Here is a 15027-nt window from a genome sequence, read left to right on the forward strand (position 1 = left end):
GCTCCTGGTCGGGTCACTGCGGCAGCGTCGCTACCCGGCCGGGACCGGGTCGTATCCGCGGTTGCCGGTCAGTCCGTTGCCTCCGAAGCCCGTGCCCGCACCGCCGGTGCCCGGTCCGGTACCGGTCCCGTTGCCGGTGCCGCCTCCGGTACCGCCCTCACCGGGCGACGGTGTGTGAGTCGTTCCCTCGCCGCCGCCTCCGCCGGGCACCGGGATCGTGACGCCGGGTGCGATCACCACGTCGCCGTTCTCGTTCTGGCCGGGCAGACGCGGCAGACGCGGCCGCTCACGGGAGGTCTGGGTCTCGGTGGGGGTGTAGGTCACCGGCGGCGGCTCGTACGGGACGCCGGCCTGGCCGCCGACCGATTCGGGTGTCGGGAACTGCTCGATCGGATCGCCCGCCAGCGCGCCGTCCATCGCGGCCTTCCAGATCTGCGCGGGCAGGCCGCTGCCGTAGATGGAACCACCGGAGTAGTTCCGCAGCGGAGTGCCCTTGTCGGTGCCGACCCAGGTCGCGGTCGACAGCTGCGGCGTGTAGCCGGCCATCCAGGCGTCCTTGTTGTAGCCGGTGTCGCCGAGCTGGGCGGTGCCGGTCTTGGCCGCCGACGGTCGCGGGCCGTAAGTCGAGTCGTACAGCGAGTTGCCGTTGGAGTACGCGGCGATCGGCTCCATCGCGGCGGTCACGTTGTCGGCCACCGCCGCCGAGACGACCCGCTTGCCCTTGTTCTTCTGCCGTTCGTAGAGCACGTCGCCGGTCGAGGTCTCGACCTTCTGAACGAAGAAGGGCTCGCGGTAGATGCCCGACGCAGCGAGCGTGGCGTACGCCGAGGCCATGTCGAGCACCCGCGACGGGTACTGGCCCAGGACCACGCCGCCCTCGGAGTGTCCGTTCTTCTCCTGCAGGGTCTTGGAGATGTCACCGAAGCTCTCGGCGATGCCCAGCCGGTGCGCGGTGTCGGCGACGGCGTCGGCCTGGCCGTTGAGGTCCATCATCAGCCGGTAGAACACAGTGTTGAGCGACATCTTCAGCGCGGTCGCCAGGTTGCAGGTGCCGCAGCTCTCGCCGTCGGAGTTCTCGACCACCAGGCCGCCGGGCGCCTGGTAGGGCGCCGAGCTGTACCGCTGCGAGAGCGGGATGTCCTGCTCCAGCGCCGCGACCAGCGCGAACACCTTGAAGATCGAGCCGGTCTGCAAGCCCGCCGAGGCGTAATCCCACCCCTGGCCGTCCTCGCCGCCGTAGTAGCCGACGACGCCGCCGGTGGACGGATCCACCGACACCGACGCGGTCCGCAGGTTCTTGGGTTCGCCTTCGAGCTTGTTGCGCGAGGCCGACACGAGCGACTTCTGCACCTGCGGGTCGATCGCCGTGGTGATCTTGAGCCCGGAGGTCTGGATCTGCTGCTCGGTGATGCCGAGCTTGTCGAGTTCGGCGAGCACCTGACGCTTGATGAGACCGTTGGGGCCCTCATTGCCGGTCGAGGAGTCGTCCTTGACCTTGGCGACCTTCGGGAAGGTCTGGGCCTGACGATCGGCCTGGCTCAGGGCGCCGGTCGCCACCATGCCGTCGAGGACGTAGTTCCAGCGACTCACCGCCAGGTCGGGGTTGACCGCCGGATCGTAGATCGACGGACCGCGGATGATGCCTGCGAGCAGCGCCGACTCCGAGACCGTCAGCTTCTTGAGCGGCTTGTTGAAGTACGCCCGCGTCGCGGCGTCGATGCCGTAGGCACCGCGGCCGAAGTAGATCGTGTTGAGGTACGCGGCCATGATGTCCTCTTTGGACCACTGCCGCGACATCTTGGTGGCGATCGCGAGTTCCTTGAACTTGCGCTGGTAGCTGACCTCGTCGCCGACGATCGCGTTCTTGACGTACTGCTGGGTGATGGTCGAACCGCCGCCGGCACCCGATCTGTTGAACGCCTTGCCGAGCACCGCGCGCATGAAGCCCGAGGTGGAGAAGCCAGCGTTGGAGTCGAAGTCGCGGTCTTCAGCGGCCTTGACCGCCTCGATCATCGACTTCGGAATCTCGTCGTACTTGACGTCGGTGCGGTTGCCCTCCGGCGGCACTATCTTGGCGATCGTTCCGCCCTTGCTGTCGGTGATCGTCGCCACCTGGTTCTGCTTGATGTCGCCGGGAGCCGGGACATCGACAGTCAGGTAGGTGAACAGGAACGCGACGACCAGGAAGACGGCGACCAGCGGTACTGCTCCAGCGAGAATGCCGAGCACCCATGCCACGGCTTTCACTGTCGTCGACTTGTCCGACGTCGCAGCACCTTTACTGCTGGTCATCGCTCACCCACTTCTCTGCGCTCTCGCGCGGGACTGATGTTCATTCACCATGCTGACGCATGGCCGTTAGCGCGCCAACTCCTGACGCGTCACTTGGCGACCCGCCGACGACCACGCCGTACGCCTTCGGGCAGTCCGGCAACGTACGACTGCACCAGATAGTTCCAGCGACAGGTGCGGCACACTTCGACGACGTGGACGGTGAACTCGCCGACGCGGCCGCCGAGGCTCTCGATCTCGGTGGCCGATCGTGCCGATCCGTGCACCCGCCCGAGATGTTCGCCGAAAACCCAGGACACCCTGGTGACCTGCTCTTTTCTGCAGACCGGGCACACCTCGTCGGTGACATGGCCGTGGAACTTGGCCGCGCGCAGGAGATAGGTGTCCGCATCGCACACCTGCGCCAGGGCGGTCTGGCCGGTCCGGACGCGCGCCAGGCACTCGCGTCGCGCGAGTGCGTAGTCCACGATCTGCCGGTGCACGCCCCTCAGCCTAGACGGGCCGCCTGAGGACACGCCGTGTGATGCAGATCAACCCTGCCGTTACCCGCAAGTTTCGATCAAGTTATATCGATGCGATACATTGGATGCTGCATCAAGGCGCGATAACGGGACGAGAGGGGGCCGCCGCATGCTCGAGATGGCGATCCTCGGCCTTCTCCTCGAGTCACCCATGCACGGCTACGAACTGCGCAAGCGGCTCACCGGTCTCCTGGGCGCGTTCCGCGCCTTCTCATACGGCTCGCTGTACCCCACGCTGCGGCGCATGCAGGCCGACGGTCTGATCGCCGAAGACGAACCGGAGACGTTCACCGGCGCCAAGGTCCGCCGCGCACGCCGCGTGTACCGGCTCACCGCGTCGGGTGAGGAGCGCTTCTCCGAACTCGTCGCCGACACCGGCCCGCAGAACTACACCGACGACGGCTTCGGTGTGCACCTGGCGTTCTTCAGCCGCACTCCCGCCGTCGCGCGGATGCGGATACTCGAGGGCCGCCGCCGGCAGGTGGAGGAACGGCGTGAGGGCCTGCGCGATCTGCTCGGCCGCACCACCCGGTCCAGCGACCACTACACCCGGCAGATGCACGAGCTCAGCCTGGAGACCTCCGAACGCGAGGTCCAGTGGCTGAACAAATTGATCGCCGACGAAGCCTCCGGCTCGATCGGCTCCCCAGATCCTCGCCCCGCGGAACCGGAGACGGCCGCGCGGGACGAAGTAAGTAAGAACTCGGCGGCACAGCAACCCGCCGTACCGCTGCAACACGAAGGAGATCCCGACCATGGGTGATACCAACAAAGTGCGCGTGGCCATCGTCGGCGTGGGTAACTGCGCCTCATCCTTGGTCCAGGGCGTCCACTACTACCGCGACGCGGACGAGAGCGCTCACGTCCCCGGCCTGATGCACGTCAAGTTCGGCGACTACCACGTGCGCGACGTCGAGTTCGTCGCCGCGTTCGACGTCGACGCCAAGAAGGTCGGCTTCGACCTCTCCGAGGCGATCAACAACAGCGAGAACAACACCATCAAGATCGCTGACGTCCCGCCGCTGAACGTCCCCGTTCAGCGCGGCCACACCCTCGACGGCCTCGGCAAGTACTACCGCGAGACCATCGTCGAGGCCGACGGCGACGGCGTCGACGTCGTCAAGACCCTCAAGGACAACAAGGTCGACGTCCTCGTCAGCTACCTGCCCGTGGGCTCGGAGCAGGCCGACAAGTTCTACGCCCAGTGCGCCATCGACGCGGGCGTGGCCTTCGTCAACGCGCTGCCGGTGTTCATCGCCTCCGACCCCGAATGGGCCGAGAAGTTCCGCGCGGCCGGCGTCCCGATCGTCGGCGACGACATCAAGAGCCAGGTCGGTGCCACCATCACCCACCGCGTCATGGCGAAGCTGTTCGAGGACCGCGGCGTCGAGCTGGACCGCACCTACCAGCTGAACGTCGGCGGCAACATGGACTTCAAGAACATGCTCGAGCGTGAGCGTCTGGAGTCGAAGAAGGTCTCCAAGACCCAGGCCGTCACCTCGATCCTCGACGGCCCCCTCGCGGGCAAGGTCTACGACAAGAACGTCCACATCGGCCCGAGCGATTACGTGCAGTGGCTCGACGACCGCAAGTGGGCCTACGTCCGCCTGGAAGGCCGCGCCTTCGGCGACGTGCCGCTGAACCTGGAGTACAAGCTCGAGGTCTGGGACTCGCCCAACTCGGCAGGCATCATCATCGACGCCGTCCGCGCCGCCAAGATCGCCCTCGACCGCGGCCTCGGCGGCCCGATCCTGCCCGCCTCGGCCTACCTGATGAAGAGCCCGCCGGAGCAGATCGCCGACGACATCGCGCGTCAGCAGCTCGAAGCGTTCATCATCGGCGCCGAGTAGTCTGCAGCGCTGATCACGACGACGCCCGCCCCGGCCGATCCGGGGCGGGCGTCGTCGTTCGGGTCCTCGTGATCGGCTGATGCGACCGAGCACTTCGCCTCGCGGTCTCGACCACGAGCGGCACCTGATCGACGACGACCGGCGCCGCAGACAGTTCCCCACCGCGCCGGTACGCTTGTCTCCCATGACCGTCCGGACACGCCCGTGATCCTCCGCACCTTCGGAGTGTCGCTGGTCGTCTCCGCAGCCGCCCTGATCGCCGCCTTCCTCTACGGCGGGACCACCGCGCTGATCCTGACCCTCATCCTGGGCGTACTCGAGGTGTCGCTCTCGTTCGACAACGCCGTCATCAACGCGACCGTCCTGCAGCGGATGAGCGAGTTCTGGCAGCGGATGTTCCTGACCGTCGGTGTGGTCATCGCCGTGTTCGGCATGCGCCTGGCGTTTCCGCTGGCGGTCGTCTGGATCGCCGCGGGACTCGATCCCGTCGAGGCCCTGCGGCTGGCCCTCAACCCGCCGACCGACGGCTCACCGACGTACGAGAGCATCATCACCGGCGCCCACCCGCAGATCGCGGCCTTCGGCGGGATGTTCCTGCTCATGCTGTTCCTCGGCTTCGTCTTCGACCAACGCGAACTGCCGTGGCTGGCTTGGATCGAACGACCGCTGATGGCACTCGGCCGCATCCGGCAGATGTCGGTGGTGATCGCCGCCGGCCTGCTCGTGATCACCGCGGTGTTCATCGCCGACGACGACCAGACCTCCTCGGTGATGATCGCAGGCACCCTCGGGATGATCACGTACATCGTCGTCAACGGTCTCGGCGAACTCTTCCACGTGGAGCCGGAGGAGACCGGCGACGGACGCGGCGCGGGTGGCGGCCCGTCCGGCCTGGCGAAGGCCGCGGGCAAAGCGGGCTTCTTCCTGTTCCTGTACCTCGAAGTCCTCGACGCCTCGTTCTCGTTCGACGGTGTCATCGGCGCGTTCGCGATCACCGCCGACCCGATCATCATCGCCCTCGGCCTCGGGTTGATCGGCGCCATGTTCGTCCGATCGATGACGGTCTTCCTGGTCCGCCACGGGACGCTGTCGCAGTACGTCTTCCTGGAGCACGGCGCGCACTGGGCCATCGGCGCGCTCGCACTGATCCTGCTGTACTCCATCGGCACGCCGGTGCCGGAGATCGTGACCGGACTGGTCGGCGTCGTCTTCATCCTCGCGGCGTTCATCAGCAGCGTGGTCTATCGACGACGCCACCACCTGCTGGGCCTGCATCTCTAGATGATCGATTCCCGGTGATGTTGCTGGTGTGTCGCGTGGGATGAACGTGGCGAGGCCGCCCAGGATTGATGTTGCTAACCCAACATCGACAGGGAGTCGACATGGACACCAACCTGGACGACCTCGCTACCGCACTCTACGTGGCCTGCGATGATCTGCTGACCGAGCACCCCGAGCGTGTCGCACCGCGACGGCCGGGAACCTTCACCGCCCGAATCACGGACGCCGAGATCATCACCTTGGCGGTGATGCAGGCACTGCTCGGCTACACCAGCGAACGCCGCTGGATCCGCTTCGCCCACACCCACCTGACGACGATGTTCCCGACACTGCCTGGACAGTCCGGCTACAACAAACGAGTCCGGGCCCTGGCTACGACGATGGTCTGGCTCGGCCGCATCCTGACCGCGAAGACCTCCATCGGAGACGACAACGTGTGGGTCGTGGACTCCACCCCCGTCGAATGCGGACGCTCCCGCGAGACAGCCCTGCGATCGGAGGCAGCAGGGTTCGCCGAGTACGGATACTGCGCCTCGCACACCCGCTACTTCTGGGGCCTGCGGCTGCACCTGCTGACCACTCTGCACGGGGCGCCAGTCGGGTGGGCATTGACCGGAGCCAAAGCCGACGAACGGGCGGTCCTCACCGACATCCTCACCGGCACACCAGGACTGGCCGAACAGATCCAGACGCACGCACCGACCGTCATCGCTGACAAGGGCTACCACGGCAAAGACTTCGAAGCCACGCTCGCCGGTGCCGGCATCACCCTGCTGCGCCCGACCCGCATGGCCCATGCGCAGCCGGGCCGACTTGGCCGACGCTGTGGTGGGGAGCGACACCATGCCTGATTCGGGAGCCTGCTTCGCCATCGCCGGACTCTCGGCGGCTGCAGCCGCGTTGATGGCGGGAGGGGCAGGGCCGCAACCGTGGCGAGGATCTCCTTGGCCGGCCACGAAGGTTCTCGGTCTGGAGGACCCCTCACCACGCTTCATCCAGTTAGATAACAGGGTGTACCGACCGCTCTGCCTTGGTACGGCCGCAGCCCCCCTCGCCGCCGCAGTCATGTACCCAAGAATCGACTGAACCCTCGGAGAAGCCGACCCGCTCAGGCTCAGGTGGTGTAAGAGCGAGCATCGCCAGCCACTCACTCGAACATTTTTCGAATCTGCGCTGTGCTCGGGCTACGGCGCCAGTATGCGAGGACACCGTGCCCTACCAGGACATCACCGGACACAAGGCCAAGACCGAGGTCGCCGACCTCGGCACCGTCGACGCAGAACCGAACCCCGGCTGTCCCGGCCGGGTGCCGGCCACCAGGGCCGCGTACCCCATCGAGGGACCGGCGACCGCACCGGCCGCCCCGCACACCGGCGGCCGCCCTCGATCTCCCGGACCTGCGTCACGTCTGACCGTGCCTGACGCCTCCGGCGACCGAGACGACCCGTCCGATGCCGGCTCCTGCCGTCGCCTCACCCATCGGAACGAATCGGCCCCGGCCGGTCGGCCCTTGTGGTCATCCTCGCGACCCGAGCGATCGTGCACAGTCCTCCTCTGTCATCCTCACGCGGGAATCCGCCGCTCAGCCGCGGATCCTCGGCAGTCATGCCGGTGGTCGCCTGACGACACTCTGTATCCCTCGCGACAGCACGGCCGATGAGGACTCGCTCCACCCGGTCCGAAAGAACGGAAGCGAAACCGGAAGGGCTTCCACCAAGGATGAGGCGGCAGTCTCGCACGTGCAGCTGCACGCACGGCGACACTATCGCGACAAGTTCGCAAGCGAGTCGGACGGGCGTAGCCCCCGAGCGCTCGCCGGCCGCGCGATCTCTGCCCCGGACTCCGGACACAGCGAAAGCGTCGCCCACCCTCAACACGAGAGGGCGGGCGACGCTTCATGAGGCCTCTGCTCCATGTACCTCCCCGCACCCGCGAGGTTTCAGTACTCCCCCGAAACGAAGGAGGCCTGACGCCGCGCTGCGAACGTTGAGCGCGCAAGGTTCACACCCTACCGTGGGCACCTGTCGGTGGCTACTTGCTCTAATGTGCACCCGTTTTCCGGGTTGTTATGCACCTCGTCATGGGCTGGAGCTAGGAACACCGTGACTATAATCCCGAGGATAATCCCGAAAACTAGTGTCACTCCCACTATCCACTGCACGATTGGGTGTGCCGACCGCCGCGTCGCTGGGGCAAGCCAGAGCACCAAAATCAACGCGGGAACGACAACTCCGAATGGCCATGCCGAAGCGATCAGAGAAACGATTGCGGCCACGCACGCGGCAACCGACCATGTCGCCGAGTATTCGTTTCTGGATAGGTTCAAATTACCCAAGATTACGCCCTTGGTCGGTGTTATAATTTCCCCATTTGTCTAGGTGTCCACGTAGGCATACGGTCTTCACGCCTGCGCCGATTCCGGAGAAAATCACTTTCTGCTCGAACTCCTCGCCAGTGATGACAGTAGTTTGCGTCCCGACTCCTGGTGCCTTGTATACGACGTTATCGAACGGCCTTTCCTACATGACTCCAGGTAGGCGTCGAAGTCTCGCCGCCGGAAGCGATAATCCTTGCTGTGACATCGATGCCGGACACTCCACATTTCTCAATGTCGTGCCAGTACGTGTAGAGGGTGCACGCACCGCTTCGACCGACCGCGCGCACGCCGCCGAAGCCGCGGCCGTGATGGTTTCCACCGTGAAGGGGCCTGGTGCGAATCTGTGACCCCCAACACCGTCTTGAGTGGACGGGCTTGATCAGCTCACGAGCGATATTGGAACTTTTGGTCCGGGCGCTCTACAACCGTTATATTCGGTGAGATATTGGTTGAAGTCACCATGTTTCGCCTGTGCCAGGATTGCTGGCGTGATCAGTGGGCTGGGTAGACCGCCGACGAAGATCGAGTAGCTGTCTGTGCGCTCATCGTGGCGTACGCAAGCTGCGATCGCCGTGAACTCGGCCGTATAGTCACGATATTTCGACGCCTCCTCTGGTGCGACTAGGCGGGTCAGATCAACTATTTGATGACGATATCGAACGCGCCCAAAGTCGTTCATGCTGTTCATGCCGCTGCTCGTGTTCGAATACTTCTTAGTGTATAGCCTGGACTGAATCTGATTTTCAGTCATTCCAATCAATTCCTTTGCCTCAAGGTCAGGCAAGTGGTCCTTGAAATTCGAAGTTGGTGTCACGGAGCTCACTTCTGGTGGCGCCTCGGTTTTTTGGGAACACCCAGAGATCAGGGCAGTGCAAACGATCGCAATAGTGAAAGTGAGCAGATTCAAGCGCGAGCTATGGAACGACACTGGACAACCCTCCCTTCTTTTCCTTCCTGAACTGCTGAACGCTCCGCAAGCCCGCCACCGCTGACGTAGTATCGGTCAATCGTACACTTGGGGGTGTAGCTTGTCAGATAGGCGGAAACACCCTTACTTGCTTTTGGATCAAGAGGCGCTCCGCATTCGATTGTGATGGATACTGTCTCGGCGGTTGTGATTGATAGTTCGGACTTGACGAACTCGTTGCTAAACCCTCCTGTAAACCCGACTGTCACTGCGACTGATCGCGATGTAGACAGGGTGCAGGGGTGGTCGGTGTCCGGGTTGTATCCACAAGCGGCGAAGGGCATTGAGTAATCGGTGTTGAAAATCGGCGCTTATCTGGCGCACTTCGTCGCGATAGTGATGGCAGTTGGAACCGATTCGCTGTTCCGTTCCCCAGATCCTCACACAAGCACTGTCACTCGTATCGTTGTTGCCCTCTGAGGCGTTCCTCTTGAGCGGCTCGGCGGCGTCGATTGCGGCGCGGCTGGGGGTCGGCTGGGAAGAAGGACTCCTCGACGTACTCGCAGCCGACGTCGGAGTTGGTGTGCGTGGAGTCGAAGTCGGAGCCGAGCGTGGACTGGTTGACGCCGAGGACGCACGGCTCTCAGCGATCGTGGGCTGTTCAGAGCCGGGATGCTCGAGGTCACGGCGTTCTGTGGGCGCATTCAGGTTCGGTCCCGGGCCCCGGTCCTCGGATGTGGGAGCAGTAGTCGAGGGTGCACTGGGTGTGCCAGCCTCATCCTCAGGCGCAGAGGGCGACAATGTCGGTGGTGGATCGTCGTTTCCACCTCCGCATCTGTAGGGCACAGGAGGCGGCGGTGCGTCGCTGGGGCTTTTACCGGGGTTTGCTTGTGCCCAGGTGTTCTTCCACGCGTTGTTGTAAGCGGTGGTTTCGCGTTTGCATCGCTCAGCCGGCGTCTCGGCGTTCGCGATGCCGATCCCGACCAAGAGGGCACCGCTCGCTGCGATCGCAAGGATCGCGAGCGACAGTCATTCATGGTGAGGCCTGTCAGATGCGGGCCACAGGGCCGTGGTCGTAGTACACGTAGACACCGGTGTCGGTGGTGACCGAGATCTTGGCGAACGGCCGCACCGAGATCTGACCGAGCGCGTTGGTCACGTTGAGTTCGATACCGGACAGGACGATGTCGGCGACCGGCTTGGTCAGGGCGATCTCGGCGAGGGTGACCGTGGTGATCTTGCCCGCGCCGACCTCGAACTGCAGGTCCGCGGCCGGGATCACGGTCGCTTCGGCGCCGAGCTGGCCGCCGATCTCACCGAGCCTGCCGCCTCCACCTGACCCTGAGATGGTGACCTCAGGGGCGATCTTGGCGTTGACGCCACCGGTGAGCTTCAGCTCTGGAGTGTGAGCGGTGACCTTCACACCGTTCGGGGCAACCGAGACCGGATAGCCGACCTTGTAGCCGACCTCGACGGTCGCGCGGACAGTCTTACCGTCGATCCCGCGCAGCGCGGCATGCACATCCGAGGACAGGAACGCCTCACCGGAGAGCGGCGAACCATCAAGGGCGGGGACCTTCTTCGCCCGAAGCTTCGACGCCGTCAGGGTGATGTCCACCCCCTCGCGGGTCTTATAGGTGCGGGCATCGCTGACACCCGCAGTCAGGCCGGCCAGTGCGGTGAGTGCGGCAACAAGTGTGGCGATGAGCAGTGTGACGCGTCGCGTCATGAGGTCCCCCCTCGATCCCCGAGTATGACGAAACGACCGATTTGCCGCTTCGGGGGAAACGTAAACGGGCACACCAGAATTCACCAATCGACGTTGGCCGGTTCGTGTTATCTATGCTGGTCGCAGGGGTGAAACTCGTTGTCCGGACCGGACAAGATTCGCCAGCAGTAGCGGTGATTCTCAGAGGTCATGCGCGCATCTTCCCTACGCGCACCCGCGACACTATAGTACGGGACACTCGCGCGCCCGAATCGCCCGCTCCGCCTTAGAATCAGCGGGTGACCCCCACCACGACGGCCCTGCTCGTCGTCCCGCTGCTCATTCTGGCCGCCCCGATCTGCACGCGGCTGGTGTCGCGCTGGATCAAGATCCCCATCGTCGTCTTCGAACTGGCACTCGGAATCGCGGCCGGTCCGACCGTGCTGGGCTGGGTCGGCGAGACCGAGTTCCTGGCCCGGCTGTCCGACTTCGGGGTCACGCTGCTGTTCTTCGTCGCGGGAACCGAGATCACCGCCTCCGCCGTTCGTGGTCGCACCGCCCGACGAGCGTGGATCGGCTGGCTGATCAGCATCGCGCTCGGCGTGGCGGCGGGCTTCGTCGTCTCGCCGGGACTGGGCGCGATCATCATCGGCATCAGCCTGGCCTCCACCGCCCTGGGCACCCTGCTGCCGATCCTGCGCGACAACGGTGATCTCGGCACCCCGTTCGGCAATGCGGTCGGCGCGATCGGGGCCGCCGGGGAGTTCGGCCCGATCGTCGCGATCTCCCTGTTCCTCGGCGGCCGCTCGCCGGGCGCCGCGACCATCGTCCTGCTGGTGTTCGGCGCCGTCGCCCTGGCCGCGATGTTCTACGCGGGTCGCACCCCGCACGGTCGCCTGCACCGCTACGTCGAGGCGACGCTGCACACCTCCGCCCAGTTCGCGGTCCGCGTCGTCCTCGCCATTCTCACCCTTCTGGTGGTCTTGACCCTGGAGCTCGGCATCGACATGCTGCTCGGCGCGTTCACCGCGGGCATCGTGTGGAAGCTGCTGATCCGCGACGCCGACGAACACACCCAGCGGTCGGTCGAGACCAAGATCGACGCGCTCGCCTTCGGCTTCCTGGTCCCGCTCTTCTTCGTCTACACCGGAGTCAAGTTCGACCTGCGCTCACTGCTCGACGACCCCGTCGCCTTCGCGTGGATACCGGCGGTCATGGTCGCCCTCCTACTGATCCGCGGCCTGCCGTCGATGCTGGCTGCACCCGAGGGCGCAGGTCCCCGCGAACGGATCGCCGTCGGACTGTTCGGCGCCACCGGGCTGCCGATCATCGTGGTCGTCTCGCAGATCGGCGTGCAGCAGGACGTGCTCACCGGCACCGATGCCGCAGTCCTCGTCGGTGCGGGCCTGCTGTCGGTGTTGATCTTCCCGCTGATCGCGGCGAGGGTGCGCGCCCGAACCGACGGAGCGACGGGGGCCGTCGGTACCGGCTCCTGAGCCGGTACCGACGCATCCGCGAGGCTCACTGACGTCCGCGGTGTCTGTGCCAGAGCGGATCACGCTGAGCCCCGCGGATGTCGGGCGTCAGCGGGTAGAACGCGGATCGGCCACGGCTCAGCGACCGAAGAGGCCGCCGAGGCTCCCGCTCCCGTCCGAGCTTCCGCTGCTTCCGGTGTCCAGGCTGCCGGGCTTGTCGGGTCCGGCGCCGCCGGTGCCCGGCGCGGTCGTCGACCCGGCCGATCCACGCAGCTCCGTCGCGGTGTTCCGGCCCTGAGCCGAGACGGTGAACTCGATGGACGCGACCTTGCTCGTGCCGTCGTAGACGTTGAAGTTATGGAGGCCCGGTTCCAGATCGGACGGCAGGGTGCAGTCGAACCGCAGGGTTCCCGCGTCGTCGGTCCGGGCGCGCTCGTCGACGCAGAACGGCGTCGACTCGCCCTTGACCAGGTACTCTCGCGCCTTCGCGAGCTCGGTGAAGACGACGCTGAGCTTGGTTCCGGGCTTGAAGGCCTTGTCGTCGCCACTGCCGGGAGTACCGTTGCCCGGCTCCCCGCCGCCGGACCCGTTGACGTCGATGATCGCGAGAGTGGTCGGTATCGGCCGCGTGGTCATCTCCACCCCGGAGCCGACCAGCTCCGACACGATGCCGCCGCTCAAGTAGCCGGTCTTGCCGTCACGGCTCACCGACATCGTCCGGCCGTACGCACTTCGTTGTGCCGTCAGGGTCATGTTGTCCGGCAGCCCGGAGACAGAGTGAACCGTCATGTCGACGGTCTTCACCGTGTACGGTCCCCAGGCCAGTCCCAGGCCTCCGGTGCCGTGCCTGCCGTCTGCGAACAGCGACGACCCGTCCGGCGAAATGTGCAGACGTGACGCCGTCGCAGCAGGGCGAGCCTGGCCGAGCGCGGCACCGCTGACGGCGTTGATCCGAGTGAGGGTGTGGCCGGCGGCGTACACCGTGCTGCTGTCGGGGGAGACCACGACGGCGCCCGAAGGCGTGTTCGCTCCGTCGACGAGGTCGCCGCCCGCGTAGTCGAGCTTTCTGATCACCGCGTTGCTTCCGGTGTCCACCACCGCGACTCCGCTGAATCCCGCGACGTACGCGCGACGACCGTCCGGCGCCATCGCGATGTCGTGGTTCCCGCCGACACCGGCGTCGAACTGGGCGATCTCGGCCCTGGTCGCGGTGTCGTGGACACTGATCGGCCCGTCCTTCCCGACCACGTACACGCGGCTGCTGTCCGGCGAGAACGCCAAACCTATCGGCCGGACGCTCAGATCCAGCGGTACGGCACCCACTCGTACCCGGGTCACCGCGTCGTGGACGACCAAGGCGTTCGCCTCGATGAGGTAGGCGTATCGGCCATCCGGTGTGAAGTGGATGTCGGAGACCCTGTCCGCACCCGGCACCGTCGCGACCTTCTTCTTCGTCGCGGTGTCCATGACGACGAGTTCTCCGACGCCGTCGCCGTCCTGCACCCACAGCTGCTTACCGTCGACGGTCAGCGCATTCGCCGTCGGACTGCTGAGCCAGTCGACGGTCTCGATCGATGCGGCACGCGCCGGTGCCGGCTCCGCGGCGCCGGCGAGCAGCAGAAGGGCCGCCGAAGCGGTGAACAACCTTCGAAATCGGGAACCGGTGATGAGCAAGTGACGTGAGTTCATGATGTGCCTTTCCGTGACCTGAACCGCCCGAACGCTATCGACGCCTCTCACGTCGAACCAAGCTGAGTTACGCAAAAAGCAACGTCCCAGATCACAAGTTCATCCAAAACGACGAACCCGGCGAATCGCCGGATGGGAGGGTCGGGTCGGGTCGCTGTTCGACGGCGCCGACAGTCGCCGTCGCGCACGCCAGGAGGGCCGCTGCTCCCCGGCAGCCGCCCTCCTCATCGCCGTCCGTGTTCGACGCCGCTCAGGCCACCCCGACCGCCCGGCACTCCGTCGATTCCGGCGTCTGTCCCGCGTCCGATTCCGGAAGCACCCCGTCGAGCCGGATCCACCCGTCGGCGACCATTCGCAGTAGCAGCTGAGCCTTGTTCGCGACCGGCCATCCCGCATCTTCGTAGCGCGACGACACGCGACGGTAGTGCGTGCGGACGGTGCTCGCCGCGACGAAGTGTCGGGCGGCGGTCTCCTCGACGGTCGCGCCCAGCACATACGTGGTCAGGATCTCCCGCTCCCGAGCCGTCAGCGCCGTGCGGCCGGACGTCGGCCCCAGGATTCTGGTCAGCAGGAGAGCAAGACGCTCCTCCACATCGGCGCCGTCGGCCACATGATGCACACCCGCACGCAGATCGGACTTCTCGATCCGTCCACCGACGACGACGATCCGCGCGGTCACCGGTCGCCCGCAGAGGTAGAGCGCGTGGCGGTCGCGGGCACCGATCACCACCACCGGCGGCGGTGTCGACGCCAGGCCGTCCGTCTCGACGGCGACCACCGGGTATCCGAATCGGGACATCCACACGGCGAGCAGCTCCCGCTCCCACGAGTTCCCACTCCACACCCCGACCGACCGCCCCGCCACTGCACCAGAGCCTGCCATCTCCTCGCCTCCTCACCGATGTGCGCCGCACCTGCCGTCTCTTC

10 protein-coding genes and 1 pseudogene are annotated in these 15027 nt (G+C 65.7%); 5 read left to right on the plus strand and 6 right to left on the minus strand.

Annotated features, from left to right (window positions below; genetic code table 11):
• Positions 1–30 precede the first annotated feature (30 nt).
• Entirely contained in the window at positions 31–2292 is a 2262-nt protein-coding gene (locus AAFO60_RS20245; protein WP_347958047.1) for a transglycosylase domain-containing protein, read from the minus strand.
• 89 nt (positions 2293–2381) lie between these two features.
• Complete coding sequence (locus AAFO60_RS20250) at positions 2382–2774, minus strand: DUF5318 family protein (RefSeq protein ID WP_347958048.1); 393 nt, start codon at positions 2772–2774, stop codon at positions 2382–2384.
• 148 nt (positions 2775–2922) lie between these two features.
• Here AAFO60_RS20250 and AAFO60_RS20255 point away from each other — a divergent pair, with 148 nt between their 5' ends.
• From AAFO60_RS20255 to AAFO60_RS20270, 4 genes and pseudogenes are all read left to right on the plus strand, one after another.
• Positions 2923–3576, plus strand: coding sequence for a PadR family transcriptional regulator (locus tag AAFO60_RS20255; protein ID WP_347958049.1), 654 nt, complete (start codon positions 2923–2925; stop codon positions 3574–3576).
• On the plus strand, positions 3569–4663 hold the full coding sequence (locus tag AAFO60_RS20260; protein ID WP_347958050.1) for an inositol-3-phosphate synthase: 1095 nt from the start codon (positions 3569–3571) through the stop codon (positions 4661–4663). Before AAFO60_RS20255 ends, AAFO60_RS20260 begins: the two co-directional genes overlap by 8 nt.
• Before the next feature lie 204 nt (positions 4664–4867).
• Positions 4868–5944 (plus strand): DUF475 domain-containing protein, encoded by a 1077-nt coding sequence (locus AAFO60_RS20265; protein ID WP_347958051.1) that lies wholly within the window; start codon positions 4868–4870, stop codon positions 5942–5944.
• 101 nt (positions 5945–6045) lie between these two features.
• Positions 6046–6732 (plus strand): annotated as a pseudogene (locus tag AAFO60_RS20270) (IS982 family transposase); the annotation flags it as partial.
• Between the two features lie 1968 nt (positions 6733–8700).
• Here AAFO60_RS20270 and AAFO60_RS20275 read toward each other — a convergent pair.
• A complete protein-coding gene (locus AAFO60_RS20275; protein ID WP_347958053.1) occupies positions 8701–9072 on the minus strand; it encodes a hypothetical protein in 372 nt (123 codons plus the stop codon).
• A gap of 1204 nt (positions 9073–10276) precedes the next feature.
• Positions 10277–10957 carry an MspA family porin gene (locus AAFO60_RS20280; RefSeq protein WP_347958054.1) on the minus strand — a complete coding sequence of 227 codons (681 nt, stop codon included), beginning with the start codon at positions 10955–10957 and terminating at the stop codon, positions 10277–10279.
• 278 nt (positions 10958–11235) lie between these two features.
• On the opposite strand from AAFO60_RS20280, the gene AAFO60_RS20285 reads away from it, so the two are divergent.
• The gene (locus tag AAFO60_RS20285; RefSeq protein WP_347958055.1) at positions 11236–12432 is read left to right on the plus strand and encodes a cation:proton antiporter; all 1197 of its coding nucleotides are present in this window, start codon (positions 11236–11238) and stop codon (positions 12430–12432) included.
• A gap of 117 nt (positions 12433–12549) precedes the next feature.
• Here the strand turns inward: AAFO60_RS20285 and AAFO60_RS20290 are convergent, their stop codons facing one another.
• Complete coding sequence (locus tag AAFO60_RS20290; protein WP_347958056.1) at positions 12550–14100, minus strand: YncE family protein; 1551 nt, start codon at positions 14098–14100, stop codon at positions 12550–12552.
• A 250-nt stretch (positions 14101–14350) separates the two neighbouring features.
• The gene (locus tag AAFO60_RS20295; RefSeq protein WP_347958057.1) at positions 14351–14983 is read right to left on the minus strand and encodes a response regulator transcription factor; all 633 of its coding nucleotides are present in this window, start codon (positions 14981–14983) and stop codon (positions 14351–14353) included.
• Positions 14984–15027 lie beyond the last annotated feature (44 nt).

Origin of the sequence: Gordonia aichiensis (assembly GCF_039946255.1) — a bacterium.
Taxonomy (GTDB): domain Bacteria; phylum Actinomycetota; class Actinomycetes; order Mycobacteriales; family Mycobacteriaceae; genus Gordonia; species Gordonia aichiensis_A.